20 protein-coding genes are annotated in these 18,443 nt (G+C 64.9%); 11 read left to right on the top strand and 9 right to left on the bottom strand.

Annotation, left to right across the window (positions count from 1 at the left end; translation table 11 throughout):
- Nucleotides 1-30: 30 nt before the first annotated feature.
- Nucleotides 31-1,272, bottom strand: coding sequence for a hypothetical protein (locus AC3WJR_RS11175; protein ID WP_492725001.1), 1,242 nt, complete (start codon nucleotides 1,270-1,272; stop codon nucleotides 31-33).
- Nucleotides 1,273-1,301: 29 nt separating this feature from the next.
- Nucleotides 1,302-3,284: a DNA topoisomerase IV subunit B gene (parE, locus tag AC3WJR_RS11170; protein ID WP_354281973.1), complete on the bottom strand. Its 1,983-nt coding sequence runs from the start codon at nucleotides 3,282-3,284 to the stop codon at nucleotides 1,302-1,304.
- A 172-nt stretch (nucleotides 3,285-3,456) separates the two neighbouring features.
- Between parE and AC3WJR_RS11165 the strand changes: the two genes are divergently transcribed.
- Nucleotides 3,457-4,293, top strand: a complete 837-nt coding sequence (locus AC3WJR_RS11165) for an outer membrane protein (protein WP_492724999.1) — start codon at nucleotides 3,457-3,459, stop codon at nucleotides 4,291-4,293.
- 81 nt (nucleotides 4,294-4,374) lie between these two features.
- Here the strand turns inward: AC3WJR_RS11165 and AC3WJR_RS11160 are convergent, their stop codons facing one another.
- Nucleotides 4,375-5,136 (bottom strand): GcrA family cell cycle regulator, encoded by a 762-nt coding sequence (locus AC3WJR_RS11160; RefSeq protein WP_492724997.1) that lies wholly within the window; start codon nucleotides 5,134-5,136, stop codon nucleotides 4,375-4,377.
- A gap of 83 nt (nucleotides 5,137-5,219) precedes the next feature.
- Between AC3WJR_RS11160 and AC3WJR_RS11155 the strand changes: the two genes are divergently transcribed.
- The 7 genes from AC3WJR_RS11155 to queE all read left to right on the top strand — a co-directional run bounded on the left by AC3WJR_RS11155 (nucleotide 5,220) and on the right by queE (nucleotide 11,812).
- Nucleotides 5,220-6,074, top strand: coding sequence for an ABC transporter permease (locus AC3WJR_RS11155; protein WP_354281976.1), 855 nt, complete (start codon nucleotides 5,220-5,222; stop codon nucleotides 6,072-6,074).
- Nucleotides 6,075-6,413: 339 nt separating this feature from the next.
- The gene (locus tag AC3WJR_RS11150; RefSeq protein ID WP_492724995.1) at nucleotides 6,414-7,613 is read left to right on the top strand and encodes an aspartate aminotransferase family protein; all 1,200 of its coding nucleotides are present in this window, start codon (nucleotides 6,414-6,416) and stop codon (nucleotides 7,611-7,613) included.
- A gap of 145 nt (nucleotides 7,614-7,758) precedes the next feature.
- A complete protein-coding gene (argF, locus tag AC3WJR_RS11145) occupies nucleotides 7,759-8,676 on the top strand; it encodes an ornithine carbamoyltransferase (protein ID WP_354281978.1) in 918 nt (305 codons plus the stop codon).
- 154 nt (nucleotides 8,677-8,830) lie between these two features.
- Entirely contained in the window at nucleotides 8,831-9,763 is a 933-nt protein-coding gene (gene hslO / locus AC3WJR_RS11140) for an Hsp33 family molecular chaperone HslO (protein ID WP_492724993.1), read from the top strand.
- A gap of 88 nt (nucleotides 9,764-9,851) precedes the next feature.
- Nucleotides 9,852-10,277, top strand: a complete 426-nt coding sequence (locus AC3WJR_RS11135; protein ID WP_492724991.1) for a DUF3617 domain-containing protein — start codon at nucleotides 9,852-9,854, stop codon at nucleotides 10,275-10,277.
- Nucleotides 10,278-10,476: 199 nt separating this feature from the next.
- On the top strand, nucleotides 10,477-11,175 hold the full coding sequence (gene queC, locus AC3WJR_RS11130) for a 7-cyano-7-deazaguanine synthase QueC (protein WP_492724989.1): 699 nt from the start codon (nucleotides 10,477-10,479) through the stop codon (nucleotides 11,173-11,175).
- 4 nt (nucleotides 11,176-11,179) lie between these two features.
- On the top strand, nucleotides 11,180-11,812 hold the full coding sequence (gene queE / locus AC3WJR_RS11125; RefSeq protein WP_492724987.1) for a 7-carboxy-7-deazaguanine synthase: 633 nt from the start codon (nucleotides 11,180-11,182) through the stop codon (nucleotides 11,810-11,812).
- A 54-nt stretch (nucleotides 11,813-11,866) separates the two neighbouring features.
- On the opposite strand, the gene AC3WJR_RS11120 is transcribed toward queE, so the two are convergent.
- From AC3WJR_RS11120 to lipB, 3 genes are all read right to left on the bottom strand, one after another.
- On the bottom strand, nucleotides 11,867-12,541 hold the full coding sequence (locus tag AC3WJR_RS11120) for a hypothetical protein (protein ID WP_354281983.1): 675 nt from the start codon (nucleotides 12,539-12,541) through the stop codon (nucleotides 11,867-11,869).
- Nucleotides 12,542-12,752: 211 nt separating this feature from the next.
- Nucleotides 12,753-13,016, bottom strand: coding sequence for a hypothetical protein (locus AC3WJR_RS11115; RefSeq protein WP_354281984.1), 264 nt, complete (start codon nucleotides 13,014-13,016; stop codon nucleotides 12,753-12,755).
- A 95-nt stretch (nucleotides 13,017-13,111) separates the two neighbouring features.
- On the bottom strand, nucleotides 13,112-13,792 hold the full coding sequence (gene lipB, locus AC3WJR_RS11110; RefSeq protein WP_492724984.1) for a lipoyl(octanoyl) transferase LipB: 681 nt from the start codon (nucleotides 13,790-13,792) through the stop codon (nucleotides 13,112-13,114).
- Nucleotides 13,793-13,923: 131 nt separating this feature from the next.
- On the opposite strand from lipB, the gene AC3WJR_RS11105 reads away from it, so the two are divergent.
- Together AC3WJR_RS11105 and AC3WJR_RS11100 are read left to right on the top strand one after the other, a co-directional pair.
- Nucleotides 13,924-14,787, top strand: coding sequence for a hypothetical protein (locus AC3WJR_RS11105; protein WP_492724982.1), 864 nt, complete (start codon nucleotides 13,924-13,926; stop codon nucleotides 14,785-14,787).
- Nucleotides 14,784-15,533 (top strand): hypothetical protein, encoded by a 750-nt coding sequence (locus AC3WJR_RS11100; protein ID WP_492724980.1) that lies wholly within the window; start codon nucleotides 14,784-14,786, stop codon nucleotides 15,531-15,533. Before AC3WJR_RS11105 ends, AC3WJR_RS11100 begins: the two co-directional genes overlap by 4 nt.
- Here AC3WJR_RS11100 and AC3WJR_RS11095 read toward each other — a convergent pair.
- From AC3WJR_RS11095 to AC3WJR_RS11085, 3 genes are all read right to left on the bottom strand, one after another.
- Entirely contained in the window at nucleotides 15,506-16,096 is a 591-nt protein-coding gene (locus AC3WJR_RS11095; RefSeq protein ID WP_492724978.1) for a GNAT family N-acetyltransferase, read from the bottom strand. The genes AC3WJR_RS11100 and AC3WJR_RS11095 overlap by 28 nt on opposite strands.
- 16 nt (nucleotides 16,097-16,112) lie before the next feature.
- Nucleotides 16,113-16,958, bottom strand: a complete 846-nt coding sequence (hemF, locus tag AC3WJR_RS11090; protein WP_354281989.1) for an oxygen-dependent coproporphyrinogen oxidase — start codon at nucleotides 16,956-16,958, stop codon at nucleotides 16,113-16,115.
- Between the two features lie 258 nt (nucleotides 16,959-17,216).
- Nucleotides 17,217-17,672, bottom strand: a complete 456-nt coding sequence (locus AC3WJR_RS11085; RefSeq protein ID WP_354281990.1) for a tRNA (cytidine(34)-2'-O)-methyltransferase — start codon at nucleotides 17,670-17,672, stop codon at nucleotides 17,217-17,219.
- A gap of 189 nt (nucleotides 17,673-17,861) precedes the next feature.
- Between AC3WJR_RS11085 and petA the strand changes: the two genes are divergently transcribed.
- Nucleotides 17,862-18,437, top strand: a complete 576-nt coding sequence (petA, locus tag AC3WJR_RS11080; protein WP_354281991.1) for a ubiquinol-cytochrome c reductase iron-sulfur subunit — start codon at nucleotides 17,862-17,864, stop codon at nucleotides 18,435-18,437.
- Nucleotides 18,438-18,443 lie beyond the last annotated feature (6 nt).

Below are 18,443 nucleotides of genomic sequence, written 5' to 3'. Positions count from 1 at the left end.
CGACATGCGCGTCGCCGATCCCGCTTCTGGTTACGACTGCTGTTCGCGCAGCGGCGTGTCGGTTCTGGGGTCGAGATCGGCGCGAAGCAGACGCGGAACGCCGCTGCGGCCTGGAATGCGCGTCCCGGTCTTGATCGTCATGTTCGACGTAAAGGTATAGCGCTCGCGGCCCCTGGAGGGCATTGCCTGGGTCGCGTAGCGGCGCGCGTCGATCGCCTCCACGATCTTGTCGGGCCAGTCCCCGGTCCCGGCAACTTGCTCGCCCTGACCGGCAACATGCGCATCACGGACCCGGCCGTCGGTGCCGATGGTGTAGACGACGTCGATCCAGAGATAGTCCAGATGTTCCAGAAAGACCGTCGTCGGGTTCAACTTGAATAACGTGTAGCTGTCGGCGGCAGTGCCATTGGGGCGGCGCTGCCCGGTCGGGGTCATCAGCACCGGCGGCGCATACAGCAGCACCGCAGGCGCACCGGCCGCCTGAGTAGGATAGCGCGCGATCAGCTGGTCGAGTTCGGCGTCGGTCGCGGTCATCGCGGCGAGCTGGATCTTCAGCTGGCGCGCGCTTTCGACCATCGGCTGCATTTCGGGTTCGCGCCGTTCGAGGATCGCGTCGATCGCCCTGCGCGCGACCGGCGCGTAATGGGCATAGACCTGTTCGGCGAGGCGAGTCTTGAGCGTTGCGTAGCGCACGCGCGCCAACCCTTCGGTCTCGATCATCCCAAGCTTGCGTGCGCGGCCAGCGACCTCGCGATATTGCACGCTGGCTTCGTCGAACCGCCCGGCGCGGGCATAGGCATCGCCGAGCTGGATGCGTTCGATGAACACGCGCGGATCCTTTTCGGACATTCCCGCCTTCATCGCGCTGATCGTGTTGAGCGCGTTCGACCATTCGGGCTCGGGATCACCGAGGTGCGCGGAGATCATGCTGGTGGCGTGGAACAGGTTGGCGACCGCGACCGGATAGTCCTTGGCGAACCGCGCGGTGCGGTGGCGGGCGGCGAGTAGGGCGGCTTGCGCGTCCTCATAATGCCCCGCCTCGAACTGCGCCTGCGCCAGATCGAGCGTCATCCCGATATCCTTGTCGGGGCGACACCCCTCGGCGATGCAGATGTCGAGCCGCTTGCGCAGGTCGGGGGCACGACTGCCGACGACGACGATGTCGCGTCCGGAGGCGGCGGTGTCGGGCACGGCCGGGGGCGGGGTGGTTTGGGCTGTCAGCGGCGTCGCCGCCAGCAGAACCCCGAATATCGACCACCGCGTTGCCACCATCGCCCGGACTCCCTGATTCGGGAGAAAGGCTAGGCGTCGATTGCGTCCTCGTCCATCCGGGCGGCATTTTCTTGAATGAAAGCATAACGATGCGCGGGGTTGGTGCCCATCAGCCGGTCGACCAGATCCTTCACGCCCGCGCGCGCCTCATATTCCTGCGGCAGCGTGATCCGCAGCATCGAGCGCGTCTTGGGGTCCATCGTCGTTTCACGCAGCTGCATCGGGTTCATCTCGCCGAGGCCCTTGAATCGCCCGATCTCGACCTTCTTGCCCTTGAACTCGGTCGCCTCGAGCTGCGCGCGGTGCGCGTCGTCCATCGCGTAGAGGCTCTTGGTTCCCGCGGTCAGCCGGTACAGCGGCGGCTGCGCGAGGAAGACGTTTCCGGCGCGAACGATCTCGGGCATTTCCTGGAAGAAGAAGGTCATCAGCAGCGTCGCGATATGCGCGCCATCGACGTCTGCGTCGGTCATGATGACGACCCGCTGATACCGCAGGTGATCCGGGTTGCAGTCCTTGCGCGTCCCGCAGCCGAGCGCGAGGATCAGGTCGGCGATTTCCTGGTTGGCGTGGATCTTCGCCGAGGTCGCCGACGCGACGTTGAGAATCTTGCCGCGGATCGGGAGGATCGCCTGCGTCTTGCGGTCGCGCGCCTGCTTGGCCGATCCGCCTGCCGAATCGCCCTCGACGATGAAGATCTCGGTGCCTTCGGGGCCGTTGGACGAGCAGTCGGTCAGCTTGCCCGGCAGCCGCAGCTTGCGCGCCGAGGTGGCGGTCTTGCGCTTGACCTCGCGCTCGGCCTTCCGCGCAAGCCGCTCGTCCATCCGTTCGACGACATAGCTCAGCAGCGCCTTGCCGCGGTCCATATTGTCGCTGAGGAAATGGTCGAAATGGTCTCGCACCGCGCGCTCGACCAGCGTCGCCGCCTCGGGCGAGGTGAGGCGGTCCTTGGTCTGGCTCTGGAACTGCGGATCGCGGATGAAGACGCTGAGCATCAGCTCGCTGCCCGTCATCACGTCCTCGGCGGAAATGTCCTTGGCCTTCTTGTTGCCGACCAGATCGCCGAACGCGCGAATGCCTTTGACCAGCGCGGCGCGAAGGCCGTTCTCATGAGTCCCGCCGTCGGGGGTGGGGATGGTGTTGCAATACCAGCTGTAGCTGCCGTCGCTCCACAACGGCCAGGCGACCGCGCATTCGACGCGGCCCGCGGTGCCGGGGAAATCCTGCCGCGCGACGAACAGCTCGGTCGTCGCGCATTCGCGCTTGCCAAGTTGCTCGCGCAAGTGATCGGCGAGGCCGCCGGGGAACTGGAACACCGCTTCGGCGGGCGTGTCGTCGCCGATCAGCTCCGGCGCGCATTTCCAGCGGATCTCGACGCCTGCGAAGAGATACGCCTTGGACCGGGCGAGGCGGTGGAGCCGGGCGGGCTTGAACCCCATGTCGGGGCCGAAGATTTCGGTATCGGGGGTGAACGCAACGGTCGTCCCGCGCCGGTTGGGTGCTGCCCCCACATGCTCGAGCGGGCCGAGCGTTTCGCCGCGCGCGAACTTCTGGCGGTACAGTTCGCGTCCGCGTGCGACCTCGACCACCGTGTCCGATGACAGCGCGTTGACGACGCTGACCCCGACGCCGTGGAGGCCGCCGCTGGTCGCATACGCCTTGCCGTCGAACTTGCCGCCCGAGTGGAGCGTCGACAGGATCACTTCGAGTGCGGACTTGCCCGGAAACTTTGGATGCGGGTCGACCGGGATGCCGCGGCCATTGTCCGAGATGGTCAGTCGGTTGCCCGGCGCGAGTTCGATCTCGATCCGCGTGGCATGGCCCGCGACCGCCTCGTCCATCGCATTGTCGAGCACTTCGGCGGCGAGATGGTGATAGGCGCGCTCGTCGGTGCCGCCGATATACATGCCCGGCCGCCGCCGGACGGGTTCGAGCCCTTCGAGCACTTCGATCGACGCGGCGTCATAATCGGTAGGAACGTGTTTCGGGGTCGCTGCGAACAGGTCTTCGGACATACCCCGCTATACGGTGCGCGGGGTGGCACTGCCAAGCGGCATTGCCCGACCTGAATATTGATCTGAATTTTGCCGGTTCCGACGGTTGCCGTAAAGTAATGTTGCCGCTGCCTCCATCTTCCGGTCGAGACGTTCCTGAGCTGCTTTGTACAAGCACGACAGGGAGTTTTTAATGCGTAAAACCTATTTCCTCGCAGCCGCGAGCGCTGCGCTGGTGTCTTTTGGTGCGCCGGCAATCGCACAGGACATGGACGATAAGCCGTTCGACGGCGTCTATGTCGGCGGCACGGTCGGCTTCGATGCGCAGCCCAATGACGTCGGCTCGTCGATCCTGTTCGATCGCAACGGCGATGGCCGGTTCGGCGACACGGTGACGACGGCGGCGGGCGGCAATGCCTTCTCGCCGGGCTTCTGCAACGGCGCAGCGCGCTCCAGCGCGAACGCCAATTGCCGCAACGACAAGGACAATATCAGCTATTCGGCACGCGTCGGGTTCGACAAGCAGTTCGGCAACATCGTCGTCGGTGCGATCGGTGAATTCGGCAAGAGCGAAGTCCGCGACAGCGTCTCGGGGTTCAGCACCACGCCCGCATCCTACACGATGACGCGCGAAGTCGACTACAACGCCAACATCCGCGCGCGCGCAGGCTATGCGCTCGATCGCACGCTGTTCTACGGCACCGGCGGCGTTGCCTATGCCAAGATCAACTCGACCTTCGAGACCAGCAACACCGCCAATGCCTTCGCAGCGGGCGGCGATGATGATGCCTGGGGTTTTGTCGCGGGCGGCGGTGTCGAGCAGAAGCTTGGCAAGCATTTCTCTGTCGGGCTCGAGTATCTGTACAACCAGTATAAGGACGACGGTGCGCGCGTTCGCGTGACGCAGGGGTCGGCTCCTGCAACCAACCCGTTCGTGCTCGCGCCGAACACGGCGGGCACCGACTTCCGTCGCAGCGACGACAAGTTCCGCTGGCACAGCGTCCGCGCGACCGCGCAGTTCCGCTTCTAAGGCCGCCGCTACCTCGGCAAAAACAAAAGGGGCCGCGCACCGGATGGTGCGCGGCCCCTTTTTCCTACCTGCCGTAGCGGCTTAGCGCGCGCGCGGGCCGCCGAAAGGCAGCGGCGGTGCGGGGCGACGATCGCGGCGCGGAAGCTGCGCCTGATAGGCGTGGCCGCAATGGCCGACGCAGTAAGGGAACCCCGGGTTCACCTTTTCGCCACAGAAGTGGAAGTCGGGTTCGCCAGGATGGCCGATCGGCCATTTGCAGATCTTGTCGCTCAGATCGAGCAGCGTCGTCTTGCCCGCCATGTCGGCCGACGGCTTTGCCGGAACGAGGCGCCGTGGCGGGGCGGGCGTGATCGGGGCCTGCTGTTCGCCGGGGGCCTGGCGGAGAAAGCCACCGGGGCCGACCGAGCGCATGATCGGCGGAGCCGGGCGCGGCGGTGCGGCGGGGGTCTCCGTCGCGTCGTCGTCGGCGTCGTCCTCGATCTCGTCATCGGCGTCCGCCTCGATCACCGGGCGCGGAGCGGGCGGCGGCGGGGGCGGGGCTGCGGCGACGGGAGGCGCGACTCGCTCGACCGGCGGACGCGGTGCAGCAGGGGCCGGGGTCGGCTTGGGTTCGGGCGGTGCGGCTGCCTGGGGGGCGGCAGCTGCGGCGGTAGCGGCGGCGGCCTTGGCGGTGCCATCGTTGGGCTTGACCGGCGACGGGCGCGACTGGAGACCCAGGCGATGCGCCTTGCCGATCACGGCGTTACGGCTGACGCCACCGAGTTCCTCGGCGATCTGGCTCGCGGTCTGCCCTGCTTCCCACATCTTGCGCAGCATATCGATGCGTTCGTCGGTCCAGCTCATCTGCTCTCGTTTCCAATCGTCCCGGGCCGCCAAATTCCTGTTCCGGGTTGCAGGCGGCGGCGGCAGTCTTTAGCGACCATGCCATGAGCAGCCAGCCCCCAATCGGCGAAATTCGTACAACGGCGATGAACGCCCCCGGCGTCCCGGTCATCCGGAGCGTCAATTGGGGCGGTCTGCGAACGCTCTATATCAAGGAGGTTCGCCGCTTCTTCAAGGTGCAGTTGCAAACCGTGTGGGCGCCCGCGATCACCACGCTGCTGTTTCTGGTCGTCTTTACCATCGCAACCGGCGCGAAACGCCCGGTTCTGGTCGGCGGGGTCGAGATCCCGTTCGCCGATTTCATCGCGCCCGGGCTGATCATCAGCCAGGGGATGATGGGGCCTGCCTTTGCGAATGCGAGTTTCTCGCTGATGGTCGGCAAGATCCAGGGGACGATCGTCGATTATCTCCAGCCGCCGCTGTCGACGATGGAATTGCTGACCGCACTGGTTGGCGGCGCGATGACGCGGGCGTTCATCGTCGGGTTCGTGGTGTGGCTGGCTATGGCGCTTTATCCGGACGTTCATGTCACGCCGCGGCATCCGTTGGCGATCCTGTGGTTCGGGTTCCTGGGCGCGGCGTTCCTGTCGTTCCTTGGCGTGCTGACGTCGGTGTGGGCGGACAAGTTCGATCATGCGGCGGCGGTGACCAACTTCGTGATCACTCCTTTGGCGTTGTTGTCGGGGACGTTCTACTCGGTCGACAAGCTGGCACCGGCGTTCCGGGCGTTCAGCCATGCCAATCCGTTTTTCTACATTATCTCGGGGTTTCGTTACGGGTTCCTGGGGACGGCGGATTCGCCGGTGATGCTGGGGTCGGTGATCATCCTGGCGATCGACATCGTGCTCGGGCTGCTGTGCTATCTGCTGCTGCGGAGCGGGTGGCGGTTGAAGAACTGACGCTGCGTCCTGGGTTGGCGGTGGTAGAAGGGTTTTATCGCGCAAAGGCGCAAAGCCGCTAAGAGAAGAAGGAGGAAGGTTTTGAATGCCTGCGGCAGAGTGTGCCGAGCGAAGCTCATTCAGAACAGCCTGGCGCGCCCTGCTCGGTCAAGCCTGCATCATCTTCTTCTCTTCGCGCCTTTGCGCCTTTGCGTGATAAATCCCTTCCTATGAAACGCCCCGCCTGAGCCCGACACGCAACCACCAACACATGGTGTTGCGCTCGCCCCCCAATCTCCGTAAAAACCGTGATCGGGCGACCGTACAGGTCGCCCTTTTGCTTTTTGAAGGAGACGCGTCGTGTCGACCCCAGCCCTGATGCCCGTATACCCACGGTGTGGCGTGCGTCCGGTGCGCGGCGAGGGCGTCTATCTCTACGGCGAGGATGGCGCGCAATATCTCGACTTCGCCGCCGGGATCGCGGTCAACGCGCTCGGCCACGGCCACCCCGCGCTGGTCAAGGCGATCGCCGAGCAGGCCGCGACGCTGATGCACGTCTCCAACCTCTACGGTTCCCCACAGGGCGAGCATCTCGCGCAGCGGATCGTCGAGCAATCGTTCGCCGACACGGTTTTCTTCACCAATTCGGGCACCGAAGCGGTCGAATGCGCGATCAAGACCGCGCGGCGCTATCATTTCGTCACCGGCAACCCGCAGCGGACCACGCTGATCACCTTCAACAACGCGTTCCACGGGCGCACGATGGGTGCGATCTCGGCGACCAACCAGCCCAAGATGCGCGACGGGTTCGAGCCGTTGCTGCCGGGGTTCGCCTATGCGCCGTTCAACGATCTCGAAGCGGCGCTCGCGCTGATCGACGAAACGACCGCGGGCTTTATGGTCGAGACGATCCAGGGCGAGGGCGGTGTCTCGGCGGCGACGCCGGAGTTCCTCCAGGGCCTGCGCAAGGCGTGCGACGAGCATGGCCTGTTGCTGGTGCTCGACGAAGTCCAGTGCGGCTACGGCCGGACCGGCAAGATGTGGGCCTATGAACATTACGGCATCACCCCCGACATCCTCTCCTCGGCGAAGGGCATCGGCGGCGGCTTCCCGCTCGGCGCGTGTCTTGCGACCGAGGAAGCGGCCAAGGGCATGGTGTTCGGCACGCATGGCTCGACCTATGGCGGCAACCCGCTCGCGATGGCGGCGGGCGAGGCGATCCTCGACGTGATGCTCGAACCCGGTTTCCTCGAGCATGTCACCGCGATGGGCGAACGGCTGCGTACGTCGGTCGAGCAGATGATCCCGAACCACGACCAGATCTTCGAGGGTGTACGCGGCAAGGGCCTGATGTTCGGCATCAAGTTGAAGGACAGCGCAGTCGCGCGCGATTTCGTCGCGCATCTGCGCGATCATCACGGGCTGCTGACGGTCGCAGCGGGCGAGAACGTCGTCCGCGTGCTTCCGCCGCTCGTGATCGAGGAGGCGCATATTACCGAGTTCGTCCAGAAGCTGAGCGACGGCGCGCGGGCGTATACCGCGATGGCGGTGGCGGCGTGAGCGCGCAAGTCTCCCTCTCCCCGCTTGCGGGGAGAGGGTCGGGGAGAGGGGCAGTGCCTGACACTGCCGTCCGCGTGACTGCCCCTCTCCCGCGCTTCGCTGCGCTCGCTTGCCCTCTCCCCGCGAGCGGGGAGAGGGAGGCATGATGCGCAATTTCCTTAGCCTCTCCGACGCGGGCCCCGACGGCGTCGCCGCGATGCTTGCCGATGCGCTCGACCGCAAGGCGGCGCGCGCCGGCTGGCCGAAGGGCAAGCCGGATGCGGACGCGCCGCTCGCCGGGCATACGCTCGCCATGGTGTTCGAGAAGAACTCGACCCGCACGCGCGTCAGCTTCGACATGGCGATCCGCCAGTTGGGCGGGAACAGCGTGATTCTCGACGCGGGCACGACCCAGCTCGGGCGCGGGGAGACGGTGGCGGATACCGCACGCGTCCTGTCGGGCTATTGCGATGCGATCATGCTACGCACTGACGACCATGAGAAACTGGAAGAGATGGCGCGCCATGCGACCATCCCGGTGATCAACGGCCTGACCGACAACTCGCACCCGTGCCAGATCATGGCCGACCTGCTGACGCTGATGGAAGCAGGCAAGCCGCTGCCGGGGCTCAAGGTCGCATGGCTTGGGGACGGCAACAACGTGCTTGCGTCGATCATGGAGGCCGCCGGGCTGATGCAGTTCGACGTGGTTGCGGCGTGCCCGCAGGGGTTCATGCCGCCCGAAAGCGACGTTGCGCTGGGCAAGGGGCGCGCGCGCATCGTCGGCACCGCCAAGGAGGCGGTCGAGGGCGCGGACGTGATCGTCACCGATACGTGGATCTCGATGGGGCAGGACCATGCCGAGACCAAGCTCGCGGCGATGTGGCCCTATCAGGTCGATGCCGCGCTGATGGCGACCGCCAAGCCCGATGCCAAGTTCCTCCACTGCCTCCCCGCGCACCGCGGCGAGGAAGTGACCGCCGAGGTGATCGACGGGCCGCAGTCGCTGATCTGGCCCGAGGCGGAGAATCGGCTGCATGCACAGAAATCGGTGCTCCGGTGGTGCTTCGGGCAGATCGGTTGATTGGGGGCTGGGGGTTCCTATCTTCTTGGTTCTGTTGTCCCGTTTAGTTCCCCACCGTTCGGGCTGAGCGAAGTCGAAGCCCCATGCGTGGCGCGGGCCCTTTGACTTCGCTCAGGGCGAACGGTTGGGGTGACGTAATCGCCGCGAGAAAAGTATGACCCCCGTCCCCACCACCCCCGCCGACATCGATCGCGCGATCGGTTTCACCATCCCCGCGCGCCATGCCCGTGGCCGGATCGTGCGCCTTGCGCCCGTGCTCGACACGATCCTCGCCGCGCACGCCTATCCCGCACCGATCGAGGCTTTGCTGACCGAGGCGCTGACGCTTGCTGCGCTGATCGGATCAACGCTCAAGGAAGCAGGCGGCCAGCTCACGATGCAGGCGCAGACCGAGGGCGGGATCGTCAAGCTGCTGGTGTGCGATTACCGCGGCGGCGAACTGCGCGGCTATGTTGATTTCGACGCCGATCGGCTCGCCGAAGCGCCAGCCGATCCGAGCCTCTACGCGCTGTTCGGCAAGGGGTATCTGGCGATCACCTTCGATCAGTCGACCACCGGGGAACGCTATCAGGGGATCGTCCCGCTCGATGGCGATTCACTCAGCCAGGCGGCCGAACATTATTTCCTCCAGTCCGAGCAAATCCCCACCCTCATCCGCGTCGGAATGCAGGGCAATGGTGCCGACGGCCGTGTCGCGGGCGGATTGCTGTTGCAGCATCTGCCGGAGGGCGAGGACGGGCGTGACCGGATCCACACGCGGCTCGATCACCCCGAATGGGAGCATGTCGCGATCCTGGGCGGTACGATGAAGCCAGAAGAACTGGCCGATCCCGCGCTGGCATTGGAAATGCTGGTATGGCGGTTGTTCAACGAAGAGACCGAGGTGCGCGTACAGGGCGAGACACGCTTCGTGCGCGGCTGCCGGTGTTCGCCCGACTATATTGCGTCTGTTCTTGCCAAATTCCCGCCCGAAGAACAGCGCGACATGGCCGACGCCGATGGCATGATCGTCGTCGATTGTGCGTTCTGTGCGCAGAAGTTTCCGGTTCCCGCCACACTCGAGATTGTTACGCCTGCGTCATTGTAAGTCGGCGCGCACTCCCCAGATAGCGGTCAAGGCGGCAGCGGTGCGCGGCAGGCGTGCAGCAGGTTCGGCGGGGACGTCTAGGATGATCATGAAGAATCGGAACATGGTGCGGGCTTCGCTAGTCGGCATTGCCCTGGTGTTGGGCGGCGGGCTTGCGACGGCGGCAGCGAATCCTGCGCTCGTGGCGCTGGCACGGGTCGAACGAGGGCAGTGGCAGTTGAAGGAAATCGGGACCAATCCCGAAACCCGCACGCTCTGCATCCGGGACCCGCGTGTGTTGATCCATTACGGACATGATGTCGCGCAATGCCAGCACACCGTCACGGTCAACGACGCGAACGCCACCGCGGTGCACTACACCTGTCAGGGAAGCCACGGGCAGACCACCGTGAAGGTCGCTACGCCGCGTTCCTTCAACCTCGATACGCAGGGCATCATCAACGGCGCGCCGTTCGAGGATTCGTTCGAGGCGCGATACATCGGGGCCTGCACGCCGGGCGCACGCGTGCACTGATCCGGCGGTATCGTTAGTGTTTCATTTACGCATTGAGGGGTAGATCAAAGACTGCATTCCAGACGGAAAGCTTTCTCCTGATCTGCCCATACTCGGGCACCCCCTGGGTCGCTTACGGGCGGCCCATTTTTCTGTGCAGCGGCCATCCAGGGCGGCGTGCTTGCGTGTCGCGGGGACGGCGCTTATCTACCGGCGCATCATGACAGATCAAAAGACCCCAAAGGTCGCCCCTGCAGCCGTCGTGCTGGTATCGGGCGGGCTAGATTCGATGGTATCCGCCGCACGGGCGAAGGCTGACGGCTACCGCTTGTTCGCGCTTTCGGTGGATTACAATCAACGGCACCGCTGCGAACTCGATGCCGCCGGCACGATTGCCAAGGCGCTGGGGGCGGAGCGGCACATCGTCCTGCCGCTCGACCTGTCGGCATTCGGCGGGTCCGCGCTGACGGCGGATATCGACGTTCCCAAGGAAGGCGTGCTGCCGGGTATTCCGGTGACCTACGTTCCGGCACGCAACACGATCTTCCTCAGCCTTGCGCTTGGCTGGGCCGAGGCCGCGGGCGCGCGCGACCTGTTCATCGGGGTGAACGCGCTCGATTACTCGGGCTATCCGGATTGCCGACCAGAGTTCATCGCGGCCTTCGAAGGGCTGGCCGAGCTCGCCACCAAAGCGGGGGTCGAAGGCGAGCCGTTCAAGATCCACGCGCCGCTCCAGCACATGACAAAGGCCGATATCGTACGCGAATGCGCGGCGCTCGGGCTCGATGCGGGGATGAGCTGGTCCTGTTACGATCCCACGCCCGAGGGGCTGCACTGCGGAACGTGCGACAGTTGTCGCCTGCGCAAGAAGGGCTTCGAGGATGCTGGCCTGCCCGATCCGACGCGCTACGCGGTCTGACGCCATGAGCTATGCGGTCAAGGAGATGTTCCTGACGCTCCAGGGGGAGGGTGTGCAGGCGGGGCGTCGTGCGGTGTTCGTGCGCTTTGCCGGGTGCAACCTGTGGTCGGGGCGTGAACAGGACCGCGCTACTGCGGTCTGCCGGTTTTGCGATACCGATTTTATCGGTACCGATGGTGCGGGTGGTGGCCGGTTCGCCGACGCGACGCAATTGGTGGCAGCGGCGGTCGACTTTTGGGGCGAGGGTCTGAGCGAACGGTTCGTCGTTCTGACCGGTGGCGAACCGATGCTCCAGATCGACGACGCGCTGGTCGAGGCGTTTCATCACGCCGGCTTCACGATCGCCATGGAGAGCAACGGCACGCTGGCCGCACATCCCGGCATCGACTGGGTGTGCATCAGCCCCAAGGCGGGCAGCGTGGTGGTTCAGCGACAGGGCGACGAGCTGAAGCTGGTATGGCCACAGCCGGGGAGCGACGTCGCCGACCTGGAGCGGTGGGATTTTGCACACCATCTGATCCAGCCGCTCGACAGTGTCGATGCGGTTGCGAACCATGCAGCGGCGATCGATCTTGTCATGGCGCGGCCGCGGTGGCGGCTGACGTTGCAGGCGCACAAGACCCTGGGCCTGCGCTAGGCGTCCAGTGCGGGATGCAGGCGTTGCGCCGCATCCCGCACTGAGGCGGTCGTGTCAGCGCAAGGTTGCCTTGAACTCGCCGCAACGCCGCGAAACCCACTCGCCGTTCTTGGACCAGCACATCTCATCGAACCGGGGGACCGAAACGCGCGTCTCGATTCGGGGGCGGCGGGCAAAGCGCTGCTCACCCCAGGGGGTCAGCGAGTTGCGGAGCGTGCCCATGTCGGCGATCGCCACCTTGTACAGCTCGCCGCGCTTTGCATAAGCGGCGCTGGTCGCGATCTGCGACGCGGTCTGGCAGAAGCCGTATTGCGCGCCGACCGTGGTGAACGACGAATAGGTCCGCGTGCCGAACCGGTCGAGCGCGGCCTGACCGGCCTTGGGTGTCTTGTTGACGCGGTTGAAGTACTTCACCAGCGTGTCGAACGCGGTCTTGAGCTCGTCCTTGTGATTGTTGATCATCACATTGTAGTTTTCGACGTTGAGCAACGTCGGCTCGAACTGGCATTGCAGCGCCGCGACGTTGAGGGCGGAGCGCAGGTTCCACAGCAGATTGGCGCGCACTTCCGCAGGTGTCGCATCCGGCAGCGCGAGCTGGCCGGGTTCATCGCCCGAGATGGGCGGTGCCGTCATGTCATGCGACTGGAAAAAGAACTGCGCCGAAGCAGGAGTTGCCAGCGCGACGCCGCAAGTGGCGGTCAACGCAGCGAAAATACGCAACACAGTCATTCGTTCCCTCTCGATTCACGCAGCAGCGCTTACGGCTTTTCGCGGAGCTTCCCAACTCTTTTAGCCGATCGGCCCGTCGCAAACCAAGTCTGAAATCGCCTGGATCCCGATTAGAAAAATCCGGCCCGGCGACGCCCCGCATGCCACGAATCGAAAGGGGCCGCCCGGTTTCCCGAGCGGCCCCTTCAACGATGTTTCCCGTGAGGGAAGATTACATCGCGTTCGTGGTCGTGGTCGTGGTGTTCGACATCATCATGGTGTCGTTCGCCATCATGCCACCGTCGTTTGCCATCGCGCCGTCGGTCGACGTCATCGTGTCGTTGGTCGACGTTGCCATCGTGTCGGTCGAGTTCAGGTCGGTGACCATCGTGTTGTCGGTCGTCGTCGTCTCGGTCTTCGGAGTGCAAGCCGAAATCGCGATCGCTGCAACAGCGATCATCGAACCAGCAGCGACCTTGGAAATGAATGCACGCATTGGAAAGCTCCCTAGATAGATGGATTGGCAGGTCTCGAGACCTTTAATACCCAAACCGTGGTGGACATTAGTCGTAATACGTCTGGCCCTCAAGCCTAGTTTTGCCGCCCCAAAGAATGAGTTTCTAGGAAGGCTGGAAGTCGCAACGCCAGGGCGGCATCAAAGGTTGCAAAATCGATCGGCGTATCAAGTGCTTCCGCGCTGGTCACGCCAAAGTCGGCAATGCCGCAGGGGACGATTCCCGCAAAATGGGACAGGTCGGGCGAGAGATTGACCGAAAAACCGTGGAGCGTCACCCAGCGGCGCACGCGCACCCCGATCGCACCGATCTTGGCCTCGGTCGTGCCTTGCGGAAAGACCGGATCGGGCACCGTCGTCCAGATCCCGATCCGCCCCGGCGCGCGGAACGCGGTGATCCCCAGATTCCCCAACGTATCGATCACCCACCCTTCGAGCGCGTAGACGAACTGGCGCACATCGCGCCCGCGCCGGGTAAGGTCGAGGACGACATAGCCGATGCGCTGGCCGGGGCCGTGGTAGGTATACTGCCCGCCGCGTCCCGTGCCGATCACGGGAAACTGCGGATCGCGCAGGTCGGCGGGGTCCGCGCTGGTTCCGCCGGTGTAGACGGGGGGATGTTCGAGCAGCCAGATCAATTCGCGCGCTTGGCCCTCGGCGACCGCTGCCGCGCGCGCCTCCATTTCGGCGAGTGCTTCCGCATAGGGAACGGGGGCGGGGGCGATGCGCCATTCGATGTCGTCGGGAAGATGGTCCACCCATGCTCGATTGCTCCAGTCGCGCCGCAGGTGCAAGTCATTGGCAAGCTGTCCGGCGTTGCGCTAACAGCGCGCCAATGCGCTTTTCGGGGCAGGCGTCCCTTATGGGTCGACAGACGGGGAGACCACATGTGACGGCGACGATGAGTACGGTATGGGACCGGACGACCGAGTTCGTCGGCGACAATCTCGCGCCGCTGACGCCGATCGTGCTGTTGGGCATGTTCGTCCCGATCGCGCTGATCGGGAATCTCATGCCGCTCGTCGGCGCGATCGGGCTGACGGGTAGTTCGGTCGCGGGCATTCTGGTCGTGATCCTGTCGCTGGCGAGCAACTGGGGCGCGGTCGCGGTGACTGCGCTCGCGATCGACCCGGCCGCAGGCCGGAGCGGGGCGGTCCGAACCGCCAACCGTCGCTTCCTTCCCGTGGTTGCCGTCAACGCCATCGCCCTGGTCGCGGTGTTCGCGCTTTTCCTCCCTGCGATGATCGGTTTCGCTATGAGCGGTATTCCGATGGCGCAGATGACGGGGCAGACGACGGTGCAACCGTCGCTCGAAACCGTCAGCGCGCCGATCGTGCTGTTTGCGAGCCTCTATTCGCTCGTGCTGCTGCCGGTGCTGTTGTGGATCGTTGCGCGCCTGTCGGTGATCTACCCCACGCTGATCAACGAACATCGCGGGCTGGGGGTGTTCGCCCGCGCGTTTCGCCTGACCCGCGGAAGCGCGCTCAAGATCATGGGCGTGATCCTGCTGTATCTGATCGTGTCGCAGATCGCCGGACTGGCCGCGCGGATGGTGGCGGGTGCGGTGTTCGGCATCCTGATCGGGGGCGTCGGACTGATGTCGTTGTCGGCAATCCTGACGGCGTGCGTGGTGGCGATCGTCTCGACGCTGTTCTCGGTGCTGGCGTTCGCGTTTCTGGCAAAACTGTATCTGGCATTGCGCGACGCAAAGGATGCGTCGGGCCCGTTTGCCGCGATCGTCGAGGGCGCATGAAACAGGCACTGGCAAGACTCGATATCGCGGGCGTCCTGCGCGACGCCTGGGCGATGGCGAAGCGCGATCGCGATGTGTTGATCGGGGTGTGCGGGCTGCTGCTGTTCGTACCGCAGATCGCGCTCGCGATGTTCGTGGCGAGGCCGCCCGCGCTGCCAAGCAATGCCGAGGAAACGAGCGCCTGGCTGGCCGCCGTTCAGGCGTGGTCGCAAGTGTACAGCTTGCCGGTCATCGCCCTGTCGATCATCCTGCTGTTCGGCAGTGCAACCGTGCTGTTCCTGTATCTCGACCGTGACCGCCCGACCGCGCAAGGCGCGTTGCTGCAGGCGCTGGCGCTGTTGCCGCGCGTCGTGCTGCTGTCGCTGCTGATGTCGTTCCCGGTCAGCCTGGGCACGCTGCTGCTGTTCCTGCCCGGGTTGTACTTGCAGGGGCGGTTGCTGCTCGCCCTGCCGTTGCTGATCGGCAAACCCTCGATGGGGGTGATCGCCGCCTTTACCCAGAGCTTCCGGCTGACGCGCGGTCACGGGCTGATCCTGATGGGGCTTGCGTGCATCACGGTGTTGATGGGCGACATCCTGGCGCTGCCGTTCCGCAGCATCGGCGCGGCATTGGCCGGGGCACCGCTCGCAAACCCCGTTGTCGCCGCGATTCTTCAGGTGGGGGCGGCGGCAGGCGTGACGATCGGAATGGTCACGACCTTGCTGATCCAGGTTGCGCTCTATCGGCGGCTCAACAAGGGAATGTGAGGCGCGCTGTCGGGGGGCAGGTGACCGCTGAGGCGCGGGTCGACGAAGGTCTCGACTGTCCGACGGATCGGCTCGAACCCCTGTTTGCGGTAGAAGTTGAGCGCAGACGGATGATCGAGCGAGCATGTGTGTAGCCAGACGCGCTTGATGTCCTTGCCCCAGCCGCGGGTGAGTGCCTCCGCCATCAGCCACCGTCCCAGCCCACGACCAGCGAGTTCCGGAATCAACGCGAAGTAGCAGATTTCGCACGCGGCGTTTTGCCGGAAGTCGAGTTCGAGGAACCCGACCTCGATCCCGGCGGAATCGATCGCGGCAAAGACCTGGACGGCGGGATCGTGGATGATCTTCAGTAGCGCGGCTTCGTCGATCACCAGCCGCGAGAACCACAGCCACGGCGCGCCGACGCGGCGGAACAGCGCGCGATATTTGTCCGCGTCGGGCTGATGCCAGCGCACCAGCCGCAGCGGTGCTGCAGGAAGCGGTCGCAGCGGCGGGCGCCGACGCATTTCCAGCGTCGTGACCACCGCAGCGACCTCATTCTCGCGAACCGGAATCAACGCCATGCGATGCCGACCGTGTTCAGGACCATGTCGCGAGCGGCGGCAGGCTCATCAGGATCGCATCGATATTGCCCCCCGTCTTGAGCCCGAACAGCGTGCCCCGGTCATAGACGAGGTTAAACTCGGCGTAGCGCCCACGCCACTCGAGCATCTGGGCGGTGTCGGCGGCGGTGAACGGCAGGTTCATGCGCCGCCGTACGATTCGTGGGTAAACGTCGAGGAACGCGCGCCCGATATCCTGGATGAACGCGAAGTTCGCGTCGAAGTCGCCCTCGAGGTGATCGCAGAAGATGCCGCCCACGCCGCGATGAACTTTGCGATGCGGGATGTAGAAATACTCGTCCGCCCATTTGGCGTAGCGATCGTAATAATCAGCACCGTGCGGGTCGCACGCGGCCTTCAGCACGTCGTGGAACTCGTCGGTATCCTCAGCATAGGGCAATGGCGGGTTGAGATCCGCGCCGCCGCCGAACCAGCGCTTGGTCGTGACGAGGAAGCGCGTGTTCATGTGGACGGCGGGCACATGCGGATTGGCCATGTGTGCCACCAGGCTGATCCCGGTTGCGAAAAAACTCGGGTTTTCCGCCGCGCCGTGGATCGACTTGGCGAAATCGCCCTCGAACGTACCGCCGACCGTGGAGACGTTGACGCCGACCTTCTCGAACACCTTGCCCTTCATTACCCCGCGTACGCCGCCGCCGCCGGGCGAGCCATCGGGATCGGTGCGGTCCCACGGCGTGTACTCGAAGTCCGCATCCGAACCTGCTTCGCGCTCGATCGCGACGAATTCAGCGCAGATCTGGTCGCGTAACAGCTCGAACCATGTGCGAGCGCGGGCCTGTTCGGGGTCGAGTGCAATGTCCACGGCTTAGCTGTCCTGTTGTGATGGGGAGGGGCTCTACTCGTCACGGTGCGCGGGGTGAACCATTGGTAAAGGTGCTTAGGGGGCTACGTCCCGCTTTTATCGTTCCTGCATTCGGTCATCCCCCATTCCATCATCCCCTATTCCGTCATCCCCGCGGAGGCGGGGATCCATACTGGCTGACCTGCCTTGCCGCTTGCAGCCGCTGCGATAATGGATTCCCGCCTACGCGGGAATGACGGATCCTGAGGGAATGTCGGATCACGGGTCGTGTGGCCAGCCGCCGGTCTGTCGCAGCGCCTCCGCGACCCCGATTCCCGCCGCCACCGCGATGTTGAGCGACCGCATCCCCGCCGCAAGCGGGATTCGCACCGCGACATCGGCGAGCGCATGGATGCTGTCGGGGACGCCGCTGCCCTCGGATCCGAGCAGCAGCGTATCATCGGCCGCGAAGGTCGCGGCGTCGAGCCGAGTCCCGCCGCGGGTCGTCAACAACACCAGCCGGCCCGTCACGGTCGGCAGGAACGCATCCCAGTCGGCATGCCGGGTCACGTCGACGGTATCCGCATAGTCCATTCCGGACCGTGCGAGCGCCTTGTCGCTCCAGGTGAAACCGGTCGGCTCGATCACATCGACGGGAACGCCGAGGCACGCGCCGAGACGGAGAATGGCGCCGACGTTGCCGGCGATATCGGGTTGGTAAAGGGCGATACGCATCGACAGCCCGCTACCACGCACGAATTGCTGTTGGCAAAATGTCGTTACGCCGTCTAACATGAACCGTCCCCAACTACGGTGCGGGGGCGACTGGCAGACGGGCACATTCGTGTCCGCTCTTCCCAATATGAACGAACGACCGTCGCCACGTAGCAGATGGGCGAAGGGCAGAGGTACAAGGGCTATTCAATGGCAACAGTCGATTCCGCCGTGCCAATTGGGGAAGATCCCACTCCATTCGACGAGACAGCGCCGCGCCGTCGCGACTTTCTCAATATCGCGGCAGTCGCCGCCGCCGGTGTCGGTGGCGTGGTCGCGATCGTCCCGCTGATCAACCAGATGAACCCCTCCGCCGACGTGCTAGCCCTGTCGACGACCGAGGTGGATCTCTCGAAGATCGAGGCGGGGTCCGGCATCGTCACCTCGTTCCGCAAACAGCCTTTGTTCGTCCGCAACCTCACGCCTGCCGAGATTGCCGCCGCCGACAAGGTGGCGCTGTCCGAACTGCGCGACCCCGAGACGCTCGAGCAGCGGACCAAGGGCAAGAAGAACTGGCTGATCACGCTCGGCGTGTGCACGCATCTCGGCTGCATTCCGCAGGGCATCGTCGCAAGCGAGAATCGCGGCCAGTACGGCGGCTATTTCTGCCCGTGCCACGGGTCGCAATACGACACCGCTGCGCGCATCCGCAAAGGCCCGGCGCCGACCAATCTGGCGGTTCCGGAATATGCATTCACGACGCCGACAACGGTCACGGTGGGTTGAGGATAG

It is taken from the genome of Sphingomonas sp. FW306-05-A (assembly GCF_058782275.1).
Note: the sequence above shows the minus strand (reverse complement) of the source record. Positions and strands in the feature narration are given on the sequence as shown.